This is a genomic window from Brevibacillus composti, assembly GCF_016406105.1.
In the GTDB taxonomy this organism is placed as follows: Bacteria; Bacillota; Bacilli; order Brevibacillales; family Brevibacillaceae; genus Brevibacillus; species Brevibacillus composti.
Window position 1 is genome coordinate 4,017,934 of record NZ_CP066308.1, and the last position, 23,618, is coordinate 4,041,551.

A 23,618-nucleotide genomic window follows, 5' to 3' on the forward strand; every position below is an offset into this window, starting at 1 on the left:
AACCTCCACGTCCATGTGGATGGTTCCTGCTATTTTTCGGAGATAAGCTCAATCGCGCGCTTGAGTTTATTTCCTTTACATTCTTATTATCGGACGATCTATTAGAAACGTTTAGTCTTTTTTACCTAGGAAAAGAAAAAATTTCTGACGCTTTTTTCATTCGTCAGAAATTGGCGGTTTCCCAATCATTTCTTTTAATGTTTGCAGGGCCCCCGTGTTTTGTGAGGCGATTTCGTTTTCCGTTTGAATCGCTACATAGATTTCTTTTCGGTGAATCTCAATATGATTGGGCGCCTCGATCCCGATCTTGACAGACTCTCCTTCAATCCCGATAATTTTTATTTCTATGCTTCCATCAATGATGATCGATTCGTTCTTCTTTCGAGATAGGACCAGCATGGATTCACCTACTTATCTGGTTCATTTGAGGTACTTAGCAGCAGCGGCTGTCTGACGTCGTAGCGATCATCTTCCAGGATGATCTGCTTAGCTTTCTGTTTTTGGAGATTGACGACGATCGGCGCCTTCAGATTGACTGTGATGGCATTTTGCCCCCGCAACGTAGCAATGTTGAACACAACGACAGGAGTATCCTCTTTGATCTGGAGCGTTTCCTTATGATGCTCTCTCAGGGTGAATTCATATTCTTTGAAAAAGGCAAATGGGTTAATCAGCCAAAAGCCGATTTTATTGTTCTCCAGTGAAAGAAGAGAAAAAACGGGACTTTCCGGCTCCGCCTGTACCAATTGAAAGCTCCTGAGGTCGGAAAACCCGGGAATCCCCTCTTCGAAGGTGATGACGCCATAATCGACTTCCTGGGGTGTATTCATTGACACATCTCCTTTTTACAGCGAGCGATCTACATGTAACCCGACCACTTCAATAGAAAGGCTATTCCACTGCTTGACATAGCCCTCTACTTTCCCCGGTTTATAGTTGTGAATGGGTCTCTGTGGCGTCGCCTCTATTTGAGCACCGCCAAATTTTACGTTGATTTCCGGGCGTCTTGCTTCATATCGGATTTCTACTCCATCTCCGCTCGTTCGATCGAGGACATACGAATTCTGATAGATGGACCCTTCCTCAAAGGCGATCGCCGCAATGGCATTTCCCTTATTCTCGATGGCTCGGAGTTGATCGCCTTCCTGACTGATCTGCGCAATCGCTTCCATTACCTTTTGATACCCGTAATCAGCGTTGTCTCTCGCTCGGCGCAGGGGTCCACGCAAATCCAGGTTCGCCTGGCCTTCTGAGGTGTCGATGGTCAGTTCCCCCATCGGCTGCCTGATCTCCAGCTGTGCCGGCACCTGCTTGATCTGGAGATCAGCTTTTGGCTGCTGAATCTCCTGAACGGGTTTGATGATGTTTAATCCCAGTTGTGCATAGCGATTCTCCATGCGTAACTGCGGAAACTGCATATGATCTGCTCCTTCCGCCTTCGTTTGGCCTAGCGCAGGAAGTCAAGCAAGGTTGGCTGGATAATTCGCGCGCCTGCTCCCAGGGCAGCCCGATGGACATTTTCCTGAGACTTCAATTCGGTAATGACCTTGGCAGAATCTGCGTCTTCATTCTTCGACATCAGTCCAGTGACATTTACCTCCTGAACACTCAAACGATCTTTCACAAGCTCGATTCGATTCGCCTTTGCTCCCAGGATCGCCCGCTCCGACAGGAGATTATCGAATTGGTCTTTGATTGCCGTCCCGAAACTGGCCGCTGATTTTCCAGCGTTCAACGTGTTCAGAATCTGATCCAAAACATTAAACATATTCCCGGCGTTATTGGGGTAATTAAAAACGTTTTGCGCGTTGATATTAATGCCCACGAAGACATTTTGACTTACTTCCAGGTTAACTTCCTCACTGTTTGTGCTGGTAAAGTCACCTACTCCTCCGGATACTGTAGGAGCTGCCGGGTTGTAAGGAGCAATATTGGTAGCTGACCCACCAAAAATATATTTTCCATTCAGCTGTTGGTTCGCTAATGTCCCCAAGTGTTCTTTCAACTGAGCGACTTCCTGCGCCATTGCCTGTAAATCGGAAGACGACAGGGCTCCATCCCCGGAGTAAACCAGCAGCTCACTGATGCGCTGCATGACATTGCCTACCTCGTCCAAGGTCTTGTCCGTCAATTCCACCCAGGATTCGGCATCATCCACATTTCGTTGATATTGCTCAACTTCCATCAGAGAAGACCGATAGAACATACCACGCGTAGCTACCACTGGATCATCCGAAGGGCGGGATACTTTTTTACCCGAAGAAAGCTGTTCTTGCAATTTATCCATATGTCTCATCGATTGATGCAGATTACGCAGCATATTGTTATTCAGCATGTTTTGCGTTACGCGAATAGCCATGGTATCTCCCTCATTTCATTTCAGCATTCTTCAGGGATTGCTATTGTTTAGAGGCCGACCCGGCCCATACCATTTATCACTTTATCCAGAATTTCATCGATGCTGGTCATCATCCGGGCAGAGGCACTGTATGCGTGTTGGAACTTTACCAGCTCCGCCATCTCGTCATCGATAGAGACACCGGATATCGATTGTCTGTGGTTATCGATAGTACCTACAATCATCTCGGAGTTTTGTAAATTTCTCTTTGCTTCCTGCGTGTCGATACCGAGTTGGCCTATTGTATAGCGATAATAATCATCGAGCGAAGAACTTTCTTTTAAGTCCATTGGCCCTGGACCAGGCTGGATTACCGTAAATTTAATAGCTGCGATGGCAAGGGCATTCTTGTTATTTCCCGCTGTATTCCCACCTGGCTCCGGCTGACCGGCCGCAATCGCATCCAAACTACCCAGAATATCCGGATGAATCCGAATCGTTCCCGCTCCCTTGGGATAATCCTTCCCACCCGCTGGCGTAGAGGCATCTACGAAAAACGGCAAGTCCTGCGCCGTTCCATTTTTAATGTCGTTTAAACTGACGCCCTGTCTGTGCAAATCATTGATTTCCTTCGTCAGATTGACCGCCAGCACATCCAACCGGTGCATCAGATTGGGGACAATCTGACTTCTGGATTCGTAGACGCCGGCCATGTATCCTGTCGTCGGGATAAAGGCAGCTCCGGCAATCGTCAGATCAAACAATCCGTTGGCATTCTGCTGCGTCGCCACTGGCTGGGATTGCGCTCCGTTTACAAAGTCGCGTCCTTCGATCGTGACGTTTACCGTCCCGCTGGCCCCCGGTGTCGTTCGGATTTCGACCAGTTTGGAGAGCTTGTCCAGCAGAACATCGCGCTGGTCATACAGATCATTGGGGACGTATCCATGCGGGACGACATCGGCGATCTGGCGGTTGAGGCTGGCAATCTGCTCGCCCAGGGAGTTGATCTCCATCGCCTTTACCCCGATGACGTTATTCAGGTCACGCTGCACTTCCTCCAAATGCTTATAGGTGCTGTTCAATGTATCGGCAAACGCTTTGGAACGCTCCCGAACCACGGCGCGAGCCGAAGTGTTCGTCGGGTCTTTGGCCAGGTCCTGCCAAGATTGCCACATCTGGTCCATGACCTTCTGCAGACCAGTGTCGGACGGCTCATTCATAATGCCTTCCAGCTTCTCCAATGTCTCCAGACGGCCATCCCAGTATCCCTGCCGCTTGTGTTCGTTGCGGTATTGTACGTCCAGGAAATCTTCACGCAAACGCTGGAGACTTACGACATTCACCCCAGTCCCGAGCAATCCCGGCTCCACATTGGCAAACATCCCGGGATACGGAATCCCCGTCGTCGCCTGCATATTGGCCCGCTGACGCGTATACCCTTCCGTATTGGCATTGGAAATATTGTGTCCGGTCGTATTTAAAGCGGATTGTTGAGCGAACAATCCGCGTTTGCTAACCTCTAATCCGTGAAAAGTAGAGCGCATGTCCGCACCCCTTTCCCAATTTTCATCTATGCCTTGGTATTAAAAAACGTTCGAGTAGGACCTCGATGCCCATCCGATCGGTTTGATTTTCCGTAAAAATAGTCGTCCTCCGGCGTATCCGTAATCAGATCGAGCGTCATGGTTACAAAAGAGAGGGACTGCTTCAGGAGCTGCTGATTCAGCTCGTTTTCCTGCCGCAGCTCTCCGATGATCCGCTTTAATTCTTCGCGAACCGCTGTTAAACGGGCTTTCTCTTCCGGGCTGGTCGTCAGCTTGATCAAGTCTTCCAGCGTACCGTTCTCCCGCTGGATACCCTGGTCTGCAAACAGTTGGGTGACCAGAGCTTGACGGGCGTTTTCCGACGCATCGACAGCTTTAATCAGCTTTTTCTCCTGCGTGGTAATGGCCATTAACTGATCCACGTCGCCTTTGATCAGCACGCCTCTTTTTTGCCCCGCGAGCGTAAGCATCGCTTTATGCAGTTGGATCAAGTTGTCGAGCAGCTCGTAGAGATTGCTCCAATTCGCCATATTGCTTCCTCCGCTTTTGTCATCTGCACGATTTACACTCTACTGCTTGCGCCAAAAAGCCAGAATCTTTTCTGCCAACTTGTCGCTGGGCACCTTGTAGGTCCCTTCTTCGACCTGCTGTTTCAGGCTGCTCACCTTTTCTCTGCGGGCCGGGGATTGAGGCTCTTCTACCTGCTTCAGCATCTCGAGCGCCTCATGGGAGATATTGACCTCGTCCTTGCCCATGGATGCGCGGCCTTTTTTCGCCTCCTGGGACTTGCCGGCACTGTTGTACGAATTGATCATGCCTGTGCGATTCGTTTCGTTGATCCGCATCTTCTACCCCATCCTCTCAAACCGAAAAAACTGTAAAAAAGAAAACCGACGATACTCGTTCTTAGTAGTATCATCGGCATTTCCTCTGCGTTCGATTAGATTTTTTGTGTCAAAACTATTCGTCAGATTTCGCCCTTCTTTTATAAGCGGCGGCCTGAGCGAGACTTTCCCTTCTTTGTTCTTCCAGTCGGCGGTCCAATTCGCTCTGCTGGGTAATGTCATGCTGCAGGCTGCGCAGGCAGGAATCACAAAGATTGCCGCTGCGAATCAAGAAGCCGCAGCTCTCGCAGGGATAGCCGAGCGCAGGGCTTCCCTCGATAGAGATTCGCCCTTCTTTAATAAACTTGGTGATCTGCTTAATACTTACACCTGTGTCTTCACTCACCCGATAAATGTTGGCGCCCCGGTTTTCGCGCTTGCGCAGATACTTTGCGCAGGCTTCGTATTCTTTCTCCACTTCCTGGTAGCATTTGGGGCATATCTCACGAACAGTTTGTACAAACAGAGCGTCGCACCTTGTGCAGTTGGAAAGCTGGCCCAGGGACATAAAGACAACTCCTTTACCCGATCCGAGTCAGTTAGAGAAAACTGGATATACTTACATCATATCGAAATTTGACGATTGTACAAGAAAAAATGAGGAATGTTCAAAAAGGAGTTAACAAATCTCACGGGTAAGAACAGCCTCGGCCCATTCCGAATACGTTTTACCGAAAGCAAGTAAGTCCGTACACCTGAACCCTTTCCCCCAGCCCTTTTCTGACGGCATCGGCACAGGCGCGCAGAGTGGAGCCGGTCGTGTAGATATCATCGATGAGCAGGATGTTCAGTCTGTTGGCACTCCAAGGTGCCCGCCACTCCCAGAGGCCTTGGCTGCCCGTATAGGAAAAAGCACCGGACATGCTCCGTTCCCGCTCCTTTCTGCCTTTTTGCTTGCTCAGCTTGGCCGTATCCTTGACGCGCAGCAAAAGAGAGCGGTAGGGGACGTCAATCAACCGCGACAGCTCCCGTGCCACCAGCTCCATCTGGTTAAATCCCCGCTCGGCTAACCGGCTATGATGCAGCGGCACCTCAGTCACACATGCAAAACGCAAATGAGCGTATGAGCGCAAAAAAGCAATCGCAAGAAGCGAGGCAAAGTACGCCGCCATTCGCTCATCTCCGCGATACTTGTACCTGCCCAAGAGGTCCTTGCCGCCCTGACTGTAGAGCAGCAGCCCTCTATTTTGAACTGGAAACGGGGTGTGCTGCGGAAGCCTGGTACAATCCGCGCAAAGCTCGTCGCCTTCTGGCTGCAAGGAGCCGATGCCAGTCCTTCCCCCGTCTCGTGGTCCAGGCCGCAGCATCCAAGCTGTACCGTCTTCCTGCTCTGGCCAGTCCAGATTCCGCTCCAACCTTTCCAGATTCCGCTCCATCCTGTCCAGATCCCGCCCGCAGCCATGGCAAATCCGCTCGCCGATCACCTGCCACTCTTCCAGACAGATGCCGCAAAGCGGGAGTCCCGCCACCAGCCGATAGATGCGAGGGTACGTCGCGGGGCGGGAGAGACGACGGCTCCAGCGTCTAACCTGCTCCTCCCTTCCCCGCTGTCCCACCACGCCGCCGCAGCTGAAACAGTCTCTCCCGCTCACCGCTCATCGCCTGCCTCTCGCATACGCGCCGCCAGCAGATTCATCCGCCGAATCTGACGGACAGCCGCCCGGGAGGCCGACGTCCGATACGCTTCGAGAAAAAGCACCGTGCCATCCGGTGCATCCGCAGACCTGCCGACCCTCCCCGCGATTTGCACCAGCGATGCTTCGTCAAACACAGGCGCCTCCGCCCCCATCACGATGACATCGCTCCGGGGGATGGTCACCCCGCGCTCCAGGATCGTGGTCGTAATCATCACCATCAGCTCCTTGGCGCGAAACCGCCGGACCTTTTCCTCCCTCTCTGGATCGGCCGCATGTACGCCCGCCATCGCCTCCGCATAGGCCGGCAGCTTCTCCTGCAAATAGCGAAGGACCCGCTCCACCTGTTCGACTCGCGGGACAAATACGAAGACCTGCCGCTCCTGTCCAAGAGATTCGGCCATGGGATCCAGCAGTTCGGGAATCGGACGTCCCGCGGTCAATCGCTTGTACAGTCCGCTCACCGTCGAAATGCGCGGCACGGGCAAGGGAGATCCGTGGTATCTGCCTGGGAGCAGGACGTGAGTGGGCGAGCCCTGCGACGCATATCCGGCTCTCGGGACCAGCCTCTTCTGCAAATACCGGGGCGGTGTGGCGCTGAGGTAGAGTATTTTGCCTCCGGGCTGAACGGCGCGAGCCAACACCCGGTAGAGAACGGGATTATTGTGATAGGGGAATGCATCCACTTCATCGAGGACGACCAGCGGGAAGCGCTGATAGTACCGCATCACCTGGTGTGTCGTCGCGATCGTGATATCGCCGTCCTCCCACTTTTCTCGGCTGGAGCCGTGGACAGCGATGACACGGGCGGCAGGAAAGACGGCCCTGATGCGCGGCGCCAGCTCCAGCACAACATCCTTGCGCGGCGTGGCGATCAGGACTCGTCCGCCTGCACGCAATGTCTCGGCCACAGACGGAAACAGCAGCTCGGTTTTCCCGGCGCCACAGACAGCCCAAAGCAGAAATTCCGACGGTCCGGGCCGAGTCGCCGCTGCGAACTGTCGCGCCTTTTCCGCAGCCACCTTCTGCATGGGGGAGTATTGCCCTCTCCAATAGAGAGCAGCCGCCTCGCCATCTCCGGAGCGGGTGCTCGAGCCGGGGACACAGATATACGGTGTGCAGCATTTGCTCCTCCCCATATCCAGGCACTCCGTACAATAGCCGCAGCCCTGCTCGCATGTATGGCAGCGTGCGAGCACGACGGACTGATCGGAGCCGCATCTGGCGCACACCAGTCTGATTTCATGCCGGAGCCAGCTTTTCTTGATGCTCCACTCGATGCCTGGCTTCCGTTCCGCTTTGCCCAGGAGGGTGTTCCACTGAAGACAATGCTCCAGCGAACGGGGAGTAAATCCCTTTTGTTCGAGATAAGAAGCAGTCTCCTCCCAGAGCAGCGCCCGTCCGTTTAACAGGTGGAGCCATTTTGCGGATTCGTATGGGATGTCGTGGATAGATCGATCTGCGAAAACCATGGACGGCTCGGAAACGGATCTGGCGGCTATGATTGCATCCGTTTGTGCATCCGTCGGGGCAATTTTTGTGGCATTCGCCGGGTTAACCATCGGGATATCCTTTGGCATATCCTTTGGCATATCCTTCGGGACATCCGTCTGGCCATCCGCTAACGCCCTTCTCTCCAGAGTGTCTCCTCCTGCCGCTTCAAAGGAAAACCAACGATCCCCAATGGGTGTCATACCGGCCGCTCGCCTGCCATATAATACATTGGCCTCCCTGACATGCGAGCTGGCAATCTGACGTAGCCGTCCTACGCTTTTTTCGCTAAATGCCCGCCGGGATAGCTCTGCATTCAGCTCCCCGCGCAGGTAAAAGGCGAGGGCGAGCGATCTGCTTTTGCCGATCACATACAGCTGTGCCCCCTCTCTTTCCCGCCAAAACGCCTGATCTACATGAAAGCACGGCGTGATATGCGCCTGTGCTGTCCTCCCCAACACTTTGATATAAAGCAGGTATTCCCGCATGAGATCCACCCCCGCCTTTATCTGGTAAGCCTAGTGTCCAACAAGACAGCATACGGCTGCAAATAAATCGGAGGAAGCGGGCAAGATCTCCGCCATTTCTTGCGAAAAACCCAAAAAATAGCACGCTCACTGAGCGTGCTGCTGCTCGCCTTCCCGGCGAAGGTCTATGGTCATGACAGGCGACGCCGACATCGCACCCTCCGGCTCTTCTCGCCTGCATGGGTAATCTGTGCGTTCCAGTACCGCCATGATCCGAATGGTATCGTCGACCGACCCATCATCTTGATAAGAAATGGATATCGGGACACCTCTTACATATGAGTGGAATTGAAGCTTCCGGACCACTTGCTCCACGACATCCCCCGAATTGAACAGAAGCAAGCGATAGTGCTCGCCACTCGGGGACACATCATTTCCCCGCCGTCCCATCCACCAGTTAGCCAATCCCACCAGCAGAGAGGAGCCTCCATATGCCGCCAGCAACCAGATCACCAACTCTTCCATCACGGTCATACCTCCTCCTGAGATCAAGGTATGCGTGACGGCTTGGATTGGGGAATCTGCGGTTGCTGATCTTGCCGGGTGATTCTAGAGCTTTACCCAGCCATTTTTAATCGAAATGACGACGGCTTGCGTCCGGTCCTGTACGCTCAGCTTTTGCAAGATGCTGCTGACGTGGTTTTTCACCGTCTTCTCACTGATGAACAGGAATTCCCCAATCGCCCTGTTGCTCTTTCCCTCTGCCATTAGCTGCAGCACCTCCCGCTCTCTCCGTGTGAGCGATTCGATCACCTTCGGATCGACCGGATCGGAATCATCCAAGGATCCCCCGCGGTCACCTGTGCCTTCCTGCTCGCTGAGGCGGCGGAATTCGTCGATCAGCTTGCCAGTCACCTTGGGGTGAATATACGCACCGCCGGAGGCCACGACGCGGACCGCTTCCACCAGGTCATTGGTGCCCATCTCCTTCAAAAGATAACCGGAAGCGCCGGAGCGCAGCGTGCGGTAGACATAGCCTTCGTCGTCATGGATCGAGAGCATGATCACCCGCGTGCTCGGACTCACTGAAATGACTTGTTCGGCGGCCGATACGCCGCTGACATTCGGCATGTTGATATCCATCAAAACGACGTCAGGCTTGTGGTCTTCGGCCAGACGGAAGGCTTCGTCCCCGTCAGCGCCCTCGCCCACGACCCGAAAATCTTTTTCCATCTCCAGAATGCGCTTGACACCTTCGCGGAAAAGCTGATGATCATCTACGATTACGATGCTGATTTCTTGCTGTTGTACCTTCTCCATAAGTCATCCTCCCTGTACACTCTGTGTCTTTTCAGAATTTAACCGGTATTTGAAACATGACTCTCGTTCCCTCTCCAGGGGAAGTCTGCAGTTCCATCGTTCCTTCCAGCAGCTGCGAACGCTCTCTCATCCCGAGCAAGCCAAACGAGCTTCCCTTGGATATTTGCTTTTCCTTGTCAAAGCCGACGCCGTCGTCCTTGACTACCAGGCGCAGCATCTCTTCCAGAAACTCCAGTTTCACCTGGACGTTGCTGGCGCCGGCGTGCTTTTCCACGTTGTTCAGGCACTCCTGTACCAAGCGAAAGAGCGCTGCTTTCACAGAGCTTTGGAGCGGTTGCTCTACTCCAAAGACGACGAGATCAACCGAGATTTTCGTGCGATCTTCGTAGGTCTGTATGTATTTTTGGAGGGTCGGGACCAGACCTAAATCATCAAGCGCCATGGGACGCAGATCAAAAATGATCCGTCTGACATCCGCCAGACTAAGGCGAACCATTTCCTTCAGTTCATGCAATTCCATCTGCGCTTCCAGAATGCGGTCATTCCTCAGCATTTTATCTACAATTTCGGAGCGAAGCACGACATTGGCCATGGATTGGGCGGGACCGTCATGGATTTCTCGCGCGACCCGCTTCCTCTCCTCTTCCTGGGCCTGGATAATTTGCAGACCCATCAGCTGATGTTTCTTCGCCTCTTCCAGGACGGCTCCTACCTTGCTCAGATCCCCCGTCAGATACCCGAGTACGACGCCCATCTGGGTCACCAGCTGTTCGGCGCGCTCGATTGTCTCCTCCAGCGTGCGCAGCTGACGCTCCAGATCGTTCCGCCGCTTTTTCAGGTTATTTTCGCGCTCCCGATAGATCGACAGCTCCACCTGGATGCGATTCGCTTCCTCATAGGCGATGCGAATATCCTCTTCCGTATAGGTGTTGAAATTGCGGCTGACCAGCACGAGGCGGGCGCGGGCCCTGCGGTAGGAGAGCTCCAATTCATCTACCTTGCTTATCACTTTTGCGATTTCCTGGCGCAATTCATGCAAATCAAATTTGAGGGAGTTCCCCTCTTGCCTGGCGTTCTCGGCGATCTCAAATATTTGCGATTTACTCGTCTCCACCGTCTCGATCGTGCGATTAATCACACCATCCAACATGGTAATACTGATCGCCTGATTCATCATGGTTCTCCTTCAAACGCAGTTTTAACCTCTCGGAACAGTTGCTCAAGCCTGGCTGTATCCACTTCCCGCAGCCCGACATCATAGCGGGGGATGGAAAATGGATCGACCTTCGCAGTCACGACTCCCGGATTGGAATTGAATACAAACCGGTACCCTGCCTGCTTGGCTGTATCGAGCACGATTTCGTTGCTGTAGCCAAACGGCAGCGAAATGGTTTCCACCTGTTTGCCGACCAGATCGCTCAGGCCGACGCGAGACATGGTAAAGTCCACATACAGGCGTGTTCGGTACTCCTGCTCGTCTTCGAGCCGCTCCAGATCTTCAACATAGACGGGAGCGGTCTCCGGACCCAGCTCTCCCCATTCGTTGCGCGCCTTCTCATCATGCAGGCTGTACGTATGAGAACCGATGTCCACCAACCCGGTTTGCAGCATCTCTTTTACCTGCGGCCTGGACAGCGGCATGGTCATGTTCTCCCGTTTGCGCTCGTCCGTATCTCGCAGTCGTCCCAGGATGGCAAAATTGACGGACGGAAACTGATAACGCTCCATCACGGGAAAGGCATGGGTGTAATAGCTTTCGTACCCATCGTCAAAAGTGATCAGCACCGCATTGGCGGTGGGCAGCACACCCGTTTCCACAAAACGGACAAACTCTGTCAACGAAATCGGATGAAAGTTGTTTTCGTACAGAAACTCCATATGTTTTTCGAATGCATCAGCACCGATGACATAGCGCTGGTCAGAATTGTCGGTCACATGATGGTACGTCAAAACAACTACCCGATTTCTGTACCATAATGCTGAGGAAACAGCTTTTTCCCGGCTGTCATCTTTTTGTGGCAAAGCTTCGTTTTTCTCACTTGTGCTTATAGACGTAATCACATGGGGGAAAGGTTGCACTTTTGACTCCTCTAGTTGTAAAAAAGAGGATGTCCCGAGCAGTCCGCCAGCTACAACCAGCCCTAAAGTCATGAAAAATACGAGAAGGAAGGGCAGTCTCTTCGGCAAACAGATCCCTCCTCTATGCCTATATAGGAATTTCGACGTACGCAAACAGATTCCTTTATGAACTGAATTCCAGTAAAGCTCCTGTCTATTTACCCATTGCCCGGGAGCATATAAGCGGTTATATCGAATTCCGTGTGCCTTTTAACCAGTAAAACGAATAGCGGGGCTGTAGTGAGAAGAATCATGTTCCCATGCTAAGCTCCGTTCTCCGCCCTGCAGGGAGGCTTCACTGTCCGCTCCACAGCGGCCCCTCAGGCACAAAAAAGAGCCCGGTGAATCACCAGGCTCTCCAGGCATCTGTTATTGCTGCATGAATGCGGCTGCATCCTGCTTGAGCGCTTCCGCCTTGTCTGTGCGCTCCCATGGCACATCCAAGTCATTGCGGCCGAAATGGCCGTAGGCCGCTGTCTGCTTGTAAATCGGGCGGCGCAGATCAAGCTGCTTAATGATACCGGCAGGACGAAGATCAAAATGCTTGCGGATCAGCGTCACCAGATGCTCCTCCGCCACCTTGCCGGTGCCAAAGGTATCGACGCTGATGGAAACAGGCTGCGCCACGCCAATAGCGTATGCTACCTGAACTTCACATTTGTCGGCGAGGCCGGCTGCCACGATGTTTTTCGCCACATAGCGCGCTGCGTACGCACCGGAGCGGTCCACTTTTGTCGGATCTTTCCCGGAGAAAGCGCCGCCGCCGTGACGAGCATAACCGCCGTAGGTATCTACGATGATTTTGCGTCCGGTCAAACCGGCATCACCCTGCGGGCCGCCGATAACAAAACGTCCTGTCGGGTTAATGAAATATTTGGTTTCGGCATCCAGCAGTTCAGCTGGCACAACCGGCTTGATCACATGCTCGGTGAGGTCTTGTTTGATTTGCTCCAGCGTTGCTTCAGGCGCGTGCTGCGTCGAGATGACGATCGTGTCGATGCGGACTGGCTTGTCCCCATCGTACTCCACTGTAACCTGTGTTTTTCCATCCGGGCGCAGATAGCTCAGCTGGCCGTTTTTGCGTACTTCAGTCAGACGGCGCGCCAATTGGTGAGCCATGCTGATCGGCAGCGGCATCAGCTCAGGTGTCTCGTTGCAAGCAAAGCCGAACATCAGGCCTTGGTCGCCGGCGCCAATTGCTTCGATCTCCGCATCTGTCATGGTACCCTCACGCGCTTCCAATGCCTGGTCTACGCCGAGGGCAATGTCTGCAGACTGCTCGCCAATCGCTGTCAGTACGCCGCAAGTGTCGGCGTCAAAACCAAACTTGGCGCGATCGTAGCCGATTTCACGGATGGTGTCACGAACGAGCTTTTGAATATCTACGTAAGTATTGGTGGTGATTTCTCCCGCCACGAGCACCAGACCCGTGGTAACGGAAGTTTCGCATGCGACGCGAGCATTCGGGTCCTTGGACAAAATCGCATCCAGGATCGAGTCGGAAATTTGGTCGCAAATCTTGTCGGGATGACCTTCTGTGACGGATTCAGAAGTAAACAGACGACGCCCTTTTTGCAAAGCCAATGTAAATACCTCCTTTGACCTCATACAAATAGTGTGGTAGCCGAAACAGGTTATTATTAGACGACGGCACAAGCAAAAAAAAACCTTTTCCTGTATGTGAGGAAAAGGTGCTGTGATTGCGTTCCCTACCCTCTTATCGGCCAGAACAGGTTACCGTTCTGCTGGTTAGCACCGCTCGAGTCGGTTGCCGGGCTTCATGGGGCCAGTCCCTCCGCCTGCTCTGGATAAGAGTATCCATTACGGTTTATAGAATAATCGTTTTTATCTCCGGTGTCAATAAGCGGTTAGCGTATTTCGTACTTGCCCCGGACCATGATGTAGGCCACGTTGTCGTACCCCGACTGTAGGCGCAGACCGCGATTGTCAGAGCGGGCAATCAGAAGCAGGTGATTGGCCTGCACGAGTGCTCCGCCGCGCAGGTCGGCTCCTTCGGTAATATCGGTCAAGCCGTCGCCTTTATTGCCTGCTACGGCTTGTACCTTGCCGGTGCGAACGATAAATTCGGTCCCTTCAAAGCCGTAGAGCGTCTGCCCCGGATACAGCTCCACCACGGTCAATCCATTGGAGACACTGCCTCCGCCTCCGCCCAAAGCCTGCCGGATTTGCTGATCAACATAGCTTTTGGTGACAACCGGATCGTCGACCGAACCCGGCACGCCGCCGTTTCCGTCAGCCAGTGCTTGCGATGCAAAGACCGCTGTTCCGACTATGGCCAGGGCGAGAAATCCCTTGGTTGCTTTTTTCATGTTCTATTCTCTCCTTTTCCATCGGATTACAATTGGTAAGCTTTGGCCAGCAGGACGACCACTTCCGCCCGCGTAGCCCTGCCCTGCGGCTTGAATGTTTGTCCGTAGCCGCTGATCCAGTTCCTGGAGGCGAGCGCCTCCACCGCCGGCGATGCCCAATGGCTGGTCGGCAAATCGGCAAAGGAAGATTTGCTCCGCTTGTACAGCAAGAGATCATGCGCCCGCGCCACCATCAGGGCCATCTCTGCCCGCGTGATCGACTGGTCCGGCTTGATGCTGTTGTTCGGATAGCCCTGGATGATGCCGAGCTTGTGCGCTGTCATCATATTGGCATGGGCCCAGTGGTTGGTGGAAAGGTCACGGAACGGACTTTTCCCCGCATAAGGAACGACATTGACACCCTTGGCCCGCATAGACTGAACCAGCATCGTCGCAAACTGGGCTCGCGTGACGGATTGGTCCGGCCGGAAGGTAGCGTCGTCAAAGCCCTTGACCACGCCCTTGCGGCTCAGTCTGGCGATTTCATTTCGGGCCCAGTGCGTGCTGATGTCGCGGTATCCTTCGATCAATGTCTGTTTGGTCAGCGTAAGCCGGTAGGAGTCGTATTTGAACGGCACAAAGCTGTTCAGCCGGATGTAGTATTTGCCCGGCTTCAGCTTCATCCCCAGGACCTCTTTTCCCTGATCGGACAGCTGCGCGACATCATTGGTGGAAACGAGCGCGTAGTTCAGCGTATCGGCACCGTACAGCTCGAGGCGCATCCCGCTCGACACCGGAACAAAAGGTGCCCGGATCGTCACGTACGATTCAGAATCGAGCGTAAATTGGAACCAGTCCTGATCCGTATGGGTCGGCAGCGTCCCCGTCATCAGCGTGCCTCCCGCCAGCGGCGAAGCCTGACGGTAGGTATCATTCGGCTCGTTGGTGTCTTTTCGAATCGGCGTATAGCTCAAATCGAGCTTGTACTCCCCGTTTACCTGATTCCGCCAATATTCGGTCAGGCGGATGTAATATTTGCCGGGCGACACTTCCTTTTGGGCGCGTTCGGTCGGATCATTGCGATCTCCGCGGTCGTACTCCTCCCAGCCTTGGCCCTGCTTGCCGATCTTCATCACCAGATCGATCCGCTTGGTATCGGCGGTGACGGTCACGTTTAATCGCCCGTATTCCCGGACATAGTAGGAAAACCAGTCTTCGTCTCCCTCTTCGTGAAAATTGCCGATCACCGTGATTTGGTTTCCGACCAGGGGACGAGCTGTATCGATGCTGTTGTTTCTCTCGTAGCGATCCGGATTGATCACAAACCGGCTCATCAAGAGATAGGTAAAAGAATTCACTCCGCCGCTTCGCTCCATCTTGATGTACATCCGGCCCGCTTTGGCCGGCACGGTCAGCGTATCCCCGTTGCCTATGTAGTAAGTAGCAGGCTCGCGATTATCGGAGTAGAAGGTGGCGGCCAACGGTGCTGACACCGAAGAGGTGACTGTCGCAAGCAACGTCACTTTCCCATCATAAGGAACATCCATAAAATACCAATCAATCGGGTCCCGCTCAGACAATTGCGCCCTCAGCTGCGATTCGATCGGAAAGCCTTTGGCTTGTCCTCTGGTGTTGTTCGGCTCGTGAAAATCGAGCGACTGCCGCTCGCTGATCAGCTCTGCTACATTCAACAGACCGTAGCCCGTCTGCCGATCCCATCCCCGCTCCCCCAGATCCGTTGCCGTCTGGTACAGCATCTGCCGCACATCCAGCGGAGACATCTTCGGATTGCGGGCCAGAAGCAAGGCAGCTGCACCGGCAACCTGCGGCGCCGCAGCCGACGTCCCGGTGAAAGTCCCGTACTTGCCGCCTGGTTTCGTCGTGTAAATATTGAAGCCCGGGGCCACGATATTCAGCTCGGGACCCGTGTTAGAATCGTACAGCGGCTGCCGATTATCCTTGACCGCTCCCACCGCGACCACTGTCGGATAAGCGGCCGGGTAGGCGACGCGATTGGCTTCGTTGCCGCTCGCGGCCACCACCAGAACACCGCTCGCCTCCGCCCGTTGGACTGCGGCCGTCAAAGACTTGGAGTAGGAAAGGCTGCTCACGGACATGAGGATGATTTTGGCTCCTCGATCAATTGCGGTTTGAATCCCTTTTGCGAGGATTTCGACATCGGTTTCCCCATACTTGTCCAAAACCTTGATCGGCAGAATCCGCGCGTGCCACAACAGGCCGGAAACGCCGATATTGTTGTTTCCCCGCCCCGCCAGCACGCCGGCCACAGCCGTTCCATGCCCGTTCATGCTGTCATCCTGTGCCGATCGGGAAGGCTCCACGACATTGACTCCCGGCAGAAGGTTCCCTTTCAAGTCGGGATGATTGTAGTCTACCCCCGTATCCAGGACGGCGATCGTAATCGCCGCGTTGCTGGTAACCGTTTTCCAGGCCTGATCTGCCTTGATGAGCTTGAGGTGGCTTTGATTATTGATATAGCGGTCGGAGGTGGGAGCCGCTGCTTCCGCTGTCTGTCTTCCTCCCAAAACCGCGGTGAGTCCTATCGCGACGGCAAGCACCGTCATCCATAATCGTTTCAAAGAAGCTCCGCTCCCTTTGATTGAAAATCCCCCTCTCGCCGTGCGAAAAGGGGGACGCTCTTTACTGCAGAAATCCTTTTGACTTGGTGGCGTCGAACACAGGATTCTCCGTTTTCTGTTGAGTCGCCTTCGGAATGAAGACCGTGCACTCTTCTACAGACACACCCTCTTTGAGGATGGACGATGCGGGGATTTCAAACGCAATGATGCGGAAATCTTTTGCATCGACTTTCATGTTTTCCAGAGTGTAGCTCACGCGTGCAATCGCTTCGCCGCTCTGGTCGTGAACGATGATCGGCACTTCGGTAAATTCCAGGCGCTTGTCGAGGCCGTTGCGGAACAGCACGACGACTTTCAGACCGCCGTTTTCTCCTTCTTTCAGACCCAGCGCTTTCAGATCCACTTGGCCTTCCTGAACCGGATTTTCGGCCAGTTTCTTGCGGTAGTATTCGATTTCATCCATTTCCAATTCTCCTCCTGCTTGTGCAGATTCACCCGATTTTTTCACAGGTCTGACATACCCCAGGGTAAGCGGAATTTCCTTTTCGGGAAGATTGTCAAACTCATCCCAACGGAACAAGAACTCGCAGGGACGGCTGGACTGATCACCAATCGGCCCAAACGTCATCATCTCGAAATTCTTTCGGGCGACGACCTCTCCCTCAGGTGTGACCAGATTCAGCGGCACCGTATCCAACAGGACGCTCTTCTCCGTCGCATTGCGAATGTAGGTGAGCACGAGATAGCCGTCTTGGGTCACCTGAGTATAAAACGGGAAAATCCCCACTTCATCCCGGACGACCGGCGGCAGCTCATCGTGAATATAACGGAGCAGCTCCGCTTCCTGTTCCTCCAGTACATCCCAGGGACCGTGCAAGCTCACGAAAAGCTCCTTCGAAGGAAGGCGATTCGCCGATTGCTCCGGATTCTCGATCCCGGACACACCAAGGTAAATTTCCTTGTGCAGGTTTTCATGAATGTCTTCACGCACCTGATCCAGGCTCTCTTTGGAGCCAAACCAGTTTTCAAGTAACCAACTCATGCAGTATCCTCCTATACCAAACGCAGTATGCGTCCTTCCGCTGTGACTACTTCTTGGTGTTTCTGGTGATCTTCATGTACCAATCGCTCAGATCGGCATCTGGCTTCTTCACGAGATCCGCCGGAAAGACAACCAACCAGGGACGGCTTGTTTTGGCCCGTACCCGTACTGATCTCGCGTCAATGACGCCGGAAGCGATCAGATCGCCATCCTTTTTTTCATAAACGGCGATGTTCAGCTCGCCCGGCAGGTAGTCTGTCGTGCGGCCATTGCGGAACAACAAGCCGATGACCAGGCGTCCATCCCTTGTCTTGCCAATATCGAAAGCCGTCATTTCCACCGTCTCCGCCTTCAGCGCCGGCAGCGTATAGGCCAGCATTTCCAGTCGATCCTTTTGACGGGCTGTCATACGGGCTTCCATTTGCGGGTCCAGCTCCAGCTCTTGCGGCCAGATATACGGACTCTTCGCGCCCTGCATCAGTACTTTCCACTTGCTGAACTGGAAGTTGTCATGCAGGAAGCTCTGCGGCGGGAAGTGAATCTCCCATGGGCGGCTGCTAAACGGAGGGATGGTCCCCATGTCGCTCAAGTCGATGCGAATCCGGGCGAATGGCTGGTCGTCCAGGTAGACGGCCAGGCGAACCTTGCGGAAGCTCACCGGATAGGGAGAGCCGTTGCGGAAAAACATCGCAACCGTCATGCCGCCTGTCTTTTGCGGCATCATGCTGAAGCCCGTGACGCTGACCATGCCCAGCGTCATCTTGGGCAGTTCCTCTTGGAGAAAACGAAGGGTATACTTTTTCTCGTTATCCAACTGCGCTTCCCAATCGGGGTGCAGAGAAAGCTCTGTCTTTACTTCCAGTGGAGCATCGTCCGATACCGGAATCGAAGCCGTTTCTTGCGGGGCTGCCTCTTCCTTGATGACCTCTTGCTCATCGAACTCTGCAAGGTTCACTTGCGCTTCTTCCCGAATCTGTTCTTTCAATTCTTCTTCGGTCAGCTTCTGTTCATTCTCTTTGTTTGTCAGGTTTTTAAAAAAAGAAAACATCTGCATCCTCCTCACCAGTCCGCGAGCACGAACGATGTCTATACTATCAACATGATAAAGGTTATGACCGGATCGGGTCAAATCGCAAACCTACTCGGCTTGCGCTCCCTGCGGAACGGCGACTTTCCAGCGGGAGAAATCGGCGTCCTCCCGTAGTATGCTCTCTTTTGGAAAGATGAACATCCACGGTTTGCTGGTGCTTGCCCGTACCGTCAAGCCTCCCAGTTCAAACAGACCGACGGCCACCTGCTGCCCGCTTGCATCGAAGAGGGCCAGGGGCAGTTTTTCAAAAGAGAGGGACTGCGCCGAGCCATTGCGAATGAGCAGCATGGCGTGCAGGGCTCCATCTTCGGAGTGGCGGAGCTGCACACTCTGGATATTGACCTCACCCTCTTTGAGGGCGGGGAGGCGCTGGGCCAGCTCGATCAGCGACTGCTTCTGCTCGTCGCTAAGCGCCCGAATCCAGGATTCTTCCAGCTCCAGCTGCTGCGGCAGCACCATCTTTTTCTGCGCGAGCTCAAAGGCGATCTTCCAGTTTTTGAGCAGGATATCTACCTTGAGGAAGTTCTCTCTCGCAAAGACAAACGACCACGGACGTGCGGCGTTTGCAGGAATCTCGCCCAGATCCGACAAGTCAAATTCCTGGCGGGCGAACAACTCGTCTTCGCCAATCAGGATGACCAGTGTCATTTTATCCAGACGCAAAGGGCGATCCAGACCATTTCGCACAAAGGCCGTTACCTCGACCCCTGCCTCGTGGGGAACGAGGGCGAGTCCGGACAGAGCCAGCGTGCCCGGCTGCATCGGCGGCAGCTCTTGGGCGGTAAAGGACAGCGCGTATTTGGCGGAGGCATTCAGCTCCCTTTCCCAAGACTCGTGCAGGGACAGGGACGTACTGCCGGCTTCCTGCTTCCTCCCCGCTTTCGTAGTTCCTTTCTCTTCCGCGCCCGGGGTTTCGCTCTCCGCGGCGACGAGGACAGACTCTTCACGCAACTGTTCTTTTATCTCTTCCGGCGTAGGCGTTTTGCCCATCAGGTTCTTTAAAAAGGAAAACATATCGTCGCTCCCAACTTGTCTCTACATCTATATAGACATATAGAGATACTGTCGTTCTCAACTATAACACAGTCAAACTTCAATGCAACATCGAAAACTTGGTAGCCTCGTGCATAGACAGAGAAATCCTTCCATCTCTTTCTTTTACGCTTCAAACCGGAAAGAGTCGCGGAAAACAAGAGAAAAAGGTTAGCTTTTGTTTGTCAGCTAACCTTTTTCTGCCTACGTCAAATCTCCTGAAGGGGTAAACGACCAGGCGTATGGCTCCGTCAAGACGCGGATGGAGGGATTGGCTTTTGCTTCCTCCAGGAGCGCCTCCGAGATTTCGATCTCGCCCAGCTCCAGCGTGTTTTTGATCCGCACCAGCCGCACATCCGGAAAATGAAGAATGTTGCAGGTTTTGATCGCGGCCTGGATCGCCTCCCGGTCGCAGGCCAGCGTGGTCGGGATCTTGGTCGGAGCCACGACCGTCGAGGTCAGGCCGTTGGCATACATTTTTTCCCGGTCGATCTGATCGACCAGCCTTTGCGTGGTGAAGTCGGCCGTCCCGATCCCGTTTGCGTTCCCTTCCGTCTCTTTCGTCAGGCCGAGCACGACCATTTTGCCCACGTCCGGTCCGCCTTGCGCAAAAGGCGTCGGATAGCGGCCGGTGATATTGGGGTCCATCCCGTCGCCGCTGATGTTTTTCCCGATCTCGTCGATCACGAGAACGTCGATCTGGTCAAACATGATCCGCGGCATCAGCCGTTTTGCTTCCTTAAGCCCGTATCTCCCGCGAAGATCCGGCCAGGTCCGTCAGCGCCCGCTCTACATGGTAAACACTGAACAAGATCCCCTCCAGCACAGCGCGGATAAAATGATCCCGCCGGGGTAGGACGGGGGGTTAATAGCTCATAGTTGACGTTTCCCAGCCCGAGGATGCGGCCCGTCTCTGTATAGACGACCGCCTTCGTGCTCGTCGTACCGATATCAAGACCAATGACACAGGTTGTTTTTATCATTTCTCTCATTCCCTTTGCCAAGTTCTCTTTTTTTCTAAGCGATATATATTCTGAGAAGCCACCGCGATGAGAGGCCCTTCCGTTCAGGTCCTCCCGTTTCCTCCCGTTCAGGGGAGAAGCAATCAACACAGAGGCCCCTGCTTGCGCTGTCCGCCTACAGTCTTTTTAATGAGATGGAGTGGCGTATCTTGTTGATGTTGTCCACCGTCTCCTCTTGCCTGCGGAACGAGACCGCGATATACAAGAGATCGATCAGGCTGAGCTGAGCCAGGCGGGAGGACAACGCCTCTGTCCGAAACGCCGTCTCGCGGGAAGAAGTGAAGAGGCTGTAGTCCGCCAATTTCACGAGCGGCGATTTCCCGTAGCTCGTGATGGCGACGACCGTCGCGCCCGAGTCCTTGGCCACTTTCAGGGCCTCCAGAATATCCTTGTTCGAGCCGGAGTGGGAGATCCCGATCACCACATCGCCCGGCTGCAGCAAGGAGGCGGACATCACCTGATAATGCGAGTCCGAGTGGTACATGCAGGGGATTCCCGTCCGCATGAATTTATGGTAGCCATCCTGGGCGATGATCCCGGAACCGCCATTCCCGTAAAATTCGATACGGCGGGCTTTGACCAGCGTATCGATGACGTTTTCCAGCTGGTCCGCGTTCGCCTTGGTCAATTGGAGGGTATCGCTGATCGTCTCGATATCCGCCTGAAAGACCTTGTCCGCCAGAGAAGCCGCATCATCCGATGGCGAGATTTCCTGATGGATGTTCTGCAAGGGATGGACCACCTCGCTGGCCAACGCAATCTTCAGCGCCTGGTAGCCCTGAAAATTGAGCCTGCGGCAGAGGCGAAAAATCGTGGCTTCCGCACATTCGCACAGGTCGGAGAGCGCCGTGATGGACAAATGGATAATCTCGTTGGGGTGGCTCAAGATGTAATCGGCTATTTGCTGTTCCTTCGCGCTCAATTGGGGGTACATCGCGCGAATCCGGACGGAAACACTCTGGGGTATGCTGGTACTGGCTTTTGTCATTCGGGCAGACTCCCTTTTTTCGGTATTTGACTCACATTATAGAAAAGGAATGAAAGGAAGTCATCAAAAACGAGAAAATTTTTTTCATTTTCGCCGGAGATTTTTTTCATGCTCACGCCGGGGCCCAGATGAGAGGAATAAAAAAGAGAGCTTGTCCATGGTAAGACAAGCTCTCTTGCGGCACTAAGCAGTCTGTCCGGTGCTTTCCTGCTCTCCAGCGGCTGGCGCTTCTGTCTGCGTGCCAGAGGCGCCTTCTGTTCCGGTGCCCGTACCGGTTTGCGTTCCGGCTTCCGTGCCTGTTCGGGTGCCCGCCTCAACGCCGGCACCTGTTTCCGTACCCGCACTGGTTTCCGTGCCGGCACTGGTTTCTGTACCCGTGCTTGTTTCCGTGCCCGTGCTTGTTTCTGTACCGGCGCTTGTTTCTGTGCCCGTGCCTGTTTCTGTACCGGCGCTTGTTTCTGTGCCCGTGCCTGTGTCCGTCGAGTCAGCCGGCTGCTGGTCCTCGATGATAATGATCTCGCCCTTCTCCTGGTAGTCCACTTTCGCCTTCAGCGTCTCCCCGATAAAGCGCAGCGGCAGGAAGACACGTCCGTTTTTAATCACCGGCTTGGTTTCCAGGGTCACTTTCTGTCCATTGACTTCCGCTTCCCCGGAGTCGAGGTACAGAACGATCTTTTGGTCACCGCGAACGACTTCTACGATGCGCGTCTCCGCTTTCCAGGTGACTTCAGCCTTGAGAGAGGCACTCAGAGCGCGCACAGGGACCAGGGCACGTCCATTTTCGCGGAACGGCGCCACATCCATGACGACTTCCTTGCCGTTGACAAAGGCTTTCAAACCGGTCTCTCCTGCCTTTTGGTACAGTTCGCCCAGCTTTTCGAAGTTTTGCTTGTCGCCCGGCTTGTAGAACTGGTCGAGCAGCTCCTTTTGCACCTCGAGTGCCTGCTTCAGTGCGGAGATGGATTCCAGTTGAGCGGTTAGCTCTTCATATTTGGTTTTCAGCTCTTCGGTTACCTCCGGGTTTTTTTTCAACTGCTGACGAAGCTCGATCAGTTCTTTTTTCACTTTGACCGCTTCTTGGACAGCTGCCTTTTTATTGATTTCCTCGCCTGTCTTTTTCGCTTCCTCTGCCGCTTCCTTTAGAGCCTCCTCCAGCTCTTTCTGGAGTTCTTCCAGTTCTTCCTGAGCATCCTCCAGCTCTTCCTGAGCATCCTCCAGTTCCTCTTTGGCCTTCTCTGCGGCCTTCTCTGCCTCTTTCTTTGCCTTCTCCGCCTGTTTCTCTGCCTCTTCCTTAGCCTTTTCTGCTTCCTTTTCGGCCTTTTCCTTTGCTTTCTCAGCCTCTTCTTTGGCTTTTTCCTGTTCCTTTTCGGCTTTTTCCTTCTCTTTTTCAGCTTCTTTTTCGGCTTTTTCCTTTTCCTTCTCAGCCTTTTCCTTTTCTTTCTCTTTTTCCTTCTCTTGTTTTTCTTTTTCGTCGTCGTCTTCGTCGTCTTTATCGTCGTCATCGCTGTCACGCAGCTCTGCCTTGATCTTTCCGTCCACTTTGACCTGGTCGGCTGCGTGAACACCTGCCAGCGGGGATACAGCCAAGAGGGCAAGGATCATGCTTGTTGAAAACAGTTTTTTCATGGGTCTCACTCCTGTTGTGAAATTTGAAAATCGTTCTTATCTTTTTTATCGGTATTGAGGAGAGAGAATTTAGTATATTTCGGGATTTTCGCAAGCTGTCCGGGCGTAGATGT

Annotated in this window: 22 protein-coding genes, 1 pseudogene and 1 riboswitch; all 23 genes and pseudogenes read right to left on the bottom strand. The window is 53.8% G+C overall.

Annotation, left to right across the window (positions count from 1 at the left end; genetic code table 11):
- Positions 1-156 precede the first annotated feature (156 nt).
- The 23 genes and pseudogenes from csrA to JD108_RS20215 all read right to left on the bottom strand — a co-directional run bounded on the left by csrA (position 157) and on the right by JD108_RS20215 (position 23,505).
- Positions 157-399, bottom strand: coding sequence for a carbon storage regulator CsrA (gene csrA, locus JD108_RS20105; protein ID WP_198827699.1), 243 nt, complete (start codon positions 397-399; stop codon positions 157-159).
- Positions 400-407: 8 nt separating this feature from the next.
- Positions 408-830, bottom strand: coding sequence for a flagellar assembly protein FliW (gene fliW / locus JD108_RS20110; protein WP_198827700.1), 423 nt, complete (start codon positions 828-830; stop codon positions 408-410).
- A gap of 15 nt (positions 831-845) precedes the next feature.
- Positions 846-1,418, bottom strand: a complete 573-nt coding sequence (locus JD108_RS20115) for a DUF6470 family protein (RefSeq protein ID WP_198827701.1) — start codon at positions 1,416-1,418, stop codon at positions 846-848.
- A 29-nt stretch (positions 1,419-1,447) separates the two neighbouring features.
- Positions 1,448-2,359: a flagellar hook-associated protein FlgL gene (gene flgL / locus JD108_RS20120; RefSeq protein ID WP_198827702.1), complete on the bottom strand. Its 912-nt coding sequence runs from the start codon at positions 2,357-2,359 to the stop codon at positions 1,448-1,450.
- A 47-nt stretch (positions 2,360-2,406) separates the two neighbouring features.
- Complete coding sequence (gene flgK, locus JD108_RS20125) at positions 2,407-3,882, bottom strand: flagellar hook-associated protein FlgK (protein WP_198827703.1); 1,476 nt, start codon at positions 3,880-3,882, stop codon at positions 2,407-2,409.
- Positions 3,883-3,908: 26 nt separating this feature from the next.
- On the bottom strand, positions 3,909-4,412 hold the full coding sequence (locus tag JD108_RS20130) for a flagellar protein FlgN (RefSeq protein ID WP_198827704.1): 504 nt from the start codon (positions 4,410-4,412) through the stop codon (positions 3,909-3,911).
- Between the two features lie 39 nt (positions 4,413-4,451).
- Positions 4,452-4,727 carry a flagellar biosynthesis anti-sigma factor FlgM gene (flgM, locus tag JD108_RS20135; protein ID WP_198827705.1) on the bottom strand — a complete coding sequence of 92 codons (276 nt, stop codon included), beginning with the start codon at positions 4,725-4,727 and terminating at the stop codon, positions 4,452-4,454.
- Between the two features lie 115 nt (positions 4,728-4,842).
- Entirely contained in the window at positions 4,843-5,274 is a 432-nt protein-coding gene (locus JD108_RS20140) for a TIGR03826 family flagellar region protein (RefSeq protein WP_198827706.1), read from the bottom strand.
- Between the two features lie 160 nt (positions 5,275-5,434).
- Positions 5,435-6,358, bottom strand: coding sequence for a ComF family protein (locus JD108_RS20145; RefSeq protein ID WP_198827707.1), 924 nt, complete (start codon positions 6,356-6,358; stop codon positions 5,435-5,437).
- Complete coding sequence (locus JD108_RS20150; protein ID WP_198827708.1) at positions 6,355-8,379, bottom strand: ATP-dependent helicase ComFA; 2,025 nt, start codon at positions 8,377-8,379, stop codon at positions 6,355-6,357. Before JD108_RS20150 ends, JD108_RS20145 begins: the two co-directional genes overlap by 4 nt.
- Before the next feature lie 126 nt (positions 8,380-8,505).
- The gene (locus tag JD108_RS20155) at positions 8,506-8,883 is read right to left on the bottom strand and encodes a glycosyltransferase family 2 protein (RefSeq protein WP_228728452.1); all 378 of its coding nucleotides are present in this window, start codon (positions 8,881-8,883) and stop codon (positions 8,506-8,508) included.
- An 84-nt stretch (positions 8,884-8,967) separates the two neighbouring features.
- Positions 8,968-9,678, bottom strand: a complete 711-nt coding sequence (locus tag JD108_RS20160) for a response regulator (protein WP_198827710.1) — start codon at positions 9,676-9,678, stop codon at positions 8,968-8,970.
- A 31-nt stretch (positions 9,679-9,709) separates the two neighbouring features.
- A complete protein-coding gene (locus tag JD108_RS20165; RefSeq protein WP_198827711.1) occupies positions 9,710-10,852 on the bottom strand; it encodes a sensor histidine kinase in 1,143 nt (380 codons plus the stop codon).
- Entirely contained in the window at positions 10,852-11,628 is a 777-nt protein-coding gene (locus JD108_RS20170) for a polysaccharide deacetylase family protein (protein WP_228728228.1), read from the bottom strand. The genes JD108_RS20165 and JD108_RS20170 overlap by 1 nt, the downstream gene beginning before the upstream one ends.
- A gap of 537 nt (positions 11,629-12,165) precedes the next feature.
- Complete coding sequence (gene metK / locus JD108_RS20175; protein WP_198830202.1) at positions 12,166-13,374, bottom strand: methionine adenosyltransferase; 1,209 nt, start codon at positions 13,372-13,374, stop codon at positions 12,166-12,168.
- 136 nt (positions 13,375-13,510) lie between these two features.
- A riboswitch (SAM riboswitch) is annotated at positions 13,511-13,611 on the bottom strand.
- A gap of 53 nt (positions 13,612-13,664) precedes the next feature.
- Positions 13,665-14,126 (bottom strand): hypothetical protein, encoded by a 462-nt coding sequence (locus tag JD108_RS20180; RefSeq protein WP_198827713.1) that lies wholly within the window; start codon positions 14,124-14,126, stop codon positions 13,665-13,667.
- Between the two features lie 26 nt (positions 14,127-14,152).
- Positions 14,153-16,690, bottom strand: a complete 2,538-nt coding sequence (locus JD108_RS20185; protein ID WP_198830203.1) for a S8 family peptidase — start codon at positions 16,688-16,690, stop codon at positions 14,153-14,155.
- Positions 16,691-16,766: 76 nt separating this feature from the next.
- A complete protein-coding gene (locus JD108_RS20190; protein ID WP_198827714.1) occupies positions 16,767-17,747 on the bottom strand; it encodes an SLAP domain-containing protein in 981 nt (326 codons plus the stop codon).
- A gap of 46 nt (positions 17,748-17,793) precedes the next feature.
- Positions 17,794-18,795 (bottom strand): SLAP domain-containing protein, encoded by a 1,002-nt coding sequence (locus JD108_RS20195; RefSeq protein ID WP_198827715.1) that lies wholly within the window; start codon positions 18,793-18,795, stop codon positions 17,794-17,796.
- Between the two features lie 90 nt (positions 18,796-18,885).
- Positions 18,886-19,851, bottom strand: a complete 966-nt coding sequence (locus tag JD108_RS20200; protein ID WP_198827716.1) for an accessory Sec system S-layer assembly protein — start codon at positions 19,849-19,851, stop codon at positions 18,886-18,888.
- Between the two features lie 222 nt (positions 19,852-20,073).
- A pseudogene (locus JD108_RS20205) lies at positions 20,074-20,613 on the bottom strand (hypothetical protein); the annotation flags it as partial.
- Positions 20,614-21,006: 393 nt separating this feature from the next.
- Complete coding sequence (locus JD108_RS20210) at positions 21,007-21,879, bottom strand: MurR/RpiR family transcriptional regulator (protein ID WP_198827717.1); 873 nt, start codon at positions 21,877-21,879, stop codon at positions 21,007-21,009.
- Between the two features lie 183 nt (positions 21,880-22,062).
- Positions 22,063-23,505 (bottom strand): copper amine oxidase N-terminal domain-containing protein, encoded by a 1,443-nt coding sequence (locus JD108_RS20215; protein WP_198827718.1) that lies wholly within the window; start codon positions 23,503-23,505, stop codon positions 22,063-22,065.
- Positions 23,506-23,618: the final 113 nt, after the last annotated feature.

Excerpts from the sequence above, each read along its gene's own strand:
- csrA (WP_198827699.1), bottom strand. The coding sequence starts at position 399 with ATGCTGGTCCTATCTCGAAAGAAGAACGAATCGATCATCATTGATGGA.
- fliW (WP_198827700.1), bottom strand. The coding sequence starts at position 830 with ATGAATACACCCCAGGAAGTCGATTATGGCGTCATCACCTTCGAAGAG.
- JD108_RS20115 (WP_198827701.1), bottom strand. The coding sequence starts at position 1,418 with ATGCAGTTTCCGCAGTTACGCATGGAGAATCGCTATGCACAACTGGGA.
- flgL (WP_198827702.1), bottom strand. The coding sequence starts at position 2,359 with ATGGCTATTCGCGTAACGCAAAACATGCTGAATAACAATATGCTGCGT.
- flgK (WP_198827703.1), bottom strand. The coding sequence starts at position 3,882 with ATGCGCTCTACTTTTCACGGATTAGAGGTTAGCAAACGCGGATTGTTC.
- JD108_RS20130 (WP_198827704.1), bottom strand. The coding sequence starts at position 4,412 with ATGGCGAATTGGAGCAATCTCTACGAGCTGCTCGACAACTTGATCCAA.
- flgM (WP_198827705.1), bottom strand. The coding sequence starts at position 4,727 with ATGCGGATCAACGAAACGAATCGCACAGGCATGATCAATTCGTACAAC.
- JD108_RS20140 (WP_198827706.1), bottom strand. The coding sequence starts at position 5,274 with ATGTCCCTGGGCCAGCTTTCCAACTGCACAAGGTGCGACGCTCTGTTT.
- JD108_RS20150 (WP_198827708.1), bottom strand. The coding sequence starts at position 8,379 with ATGCGGGAATACCTGCTTTATATCAAAGTGTTGGGGAGGACAGCACAG.
- JD108_RS20155 (WP_228728452.1), bottom strand. The coding sequence starts at position 8,883 with ATGGAAGAGTTGGTGATCTGGTTGCTGGCGGCATATGGAGGCTCCTCT.
- JD108_RS20160 (WP_198827710.1), bottom strand. The coding sequence starts at position 9,678 with ATGGAGAAGGTACAACAGCAAGAAATCAGCATCGTAATCGTAGATGAT.
- JD108_RS20165 (WP_198827711.1), bottom strand. The coding sequence starts at position 10,852 with ATGAATCAGGCGATCAGTATTACCATGTTGGATGGTGTGATTAATCGC.
- JD108_RS20180 (WP_198827713.1), bottom strand. The coding sequence starts at position 14,126 with ATGAAAAAAGCAACCAAGGGATTTCTCGCCCTGGCCATAGTCGGAACA.
- JD108_RS20185 (WP_198830203.1), bottom strand. The coding sequence starts at position 16,690 with ATGACGGTGCTTGCCGTCGCGATAGGACTCACCGCGGTTTTGGGAGGA.
- JD108_RS20190 (WP_198827714.1), bottom strand. The coding sequence starts at position 17,747 with ATGAGTTGGTTACTTGAAAACTGGTTTGGCTCCAAAGAGAGCCTGGAT.
- JD108_RS20195 (WP_198827715.1), bottom strand. The coding sequence starts at position 18,795 with ATGTTTTCTTTTTTTAAAAACCTGACAAACAAAGAGAATGAACAGAAG.
- JD108_RS20200 (WP_198827716.1), bottom strand. The coding sequence starts at position 19,851 with ATGTTTTCCTTTTTAAAGAACCTGATGGGCAAAACGCCTACGCCGGAA.
- JD108_RS20210 (WP_198827717.1), bottom strand. The coding sequence starts at position 21,879 with ATGACAAAAGCCAGTACCAGCATACCCCAGAGTGTTTCCGTCCGGATT.
- JD108_RS20215 (WP_198827718.1), bottom strand. The coding sequence starts at position 23,505 with ATGAAAAAACTGTTTTCAACAAGCATGATCCTTGCCCTCTTGGCTGTA.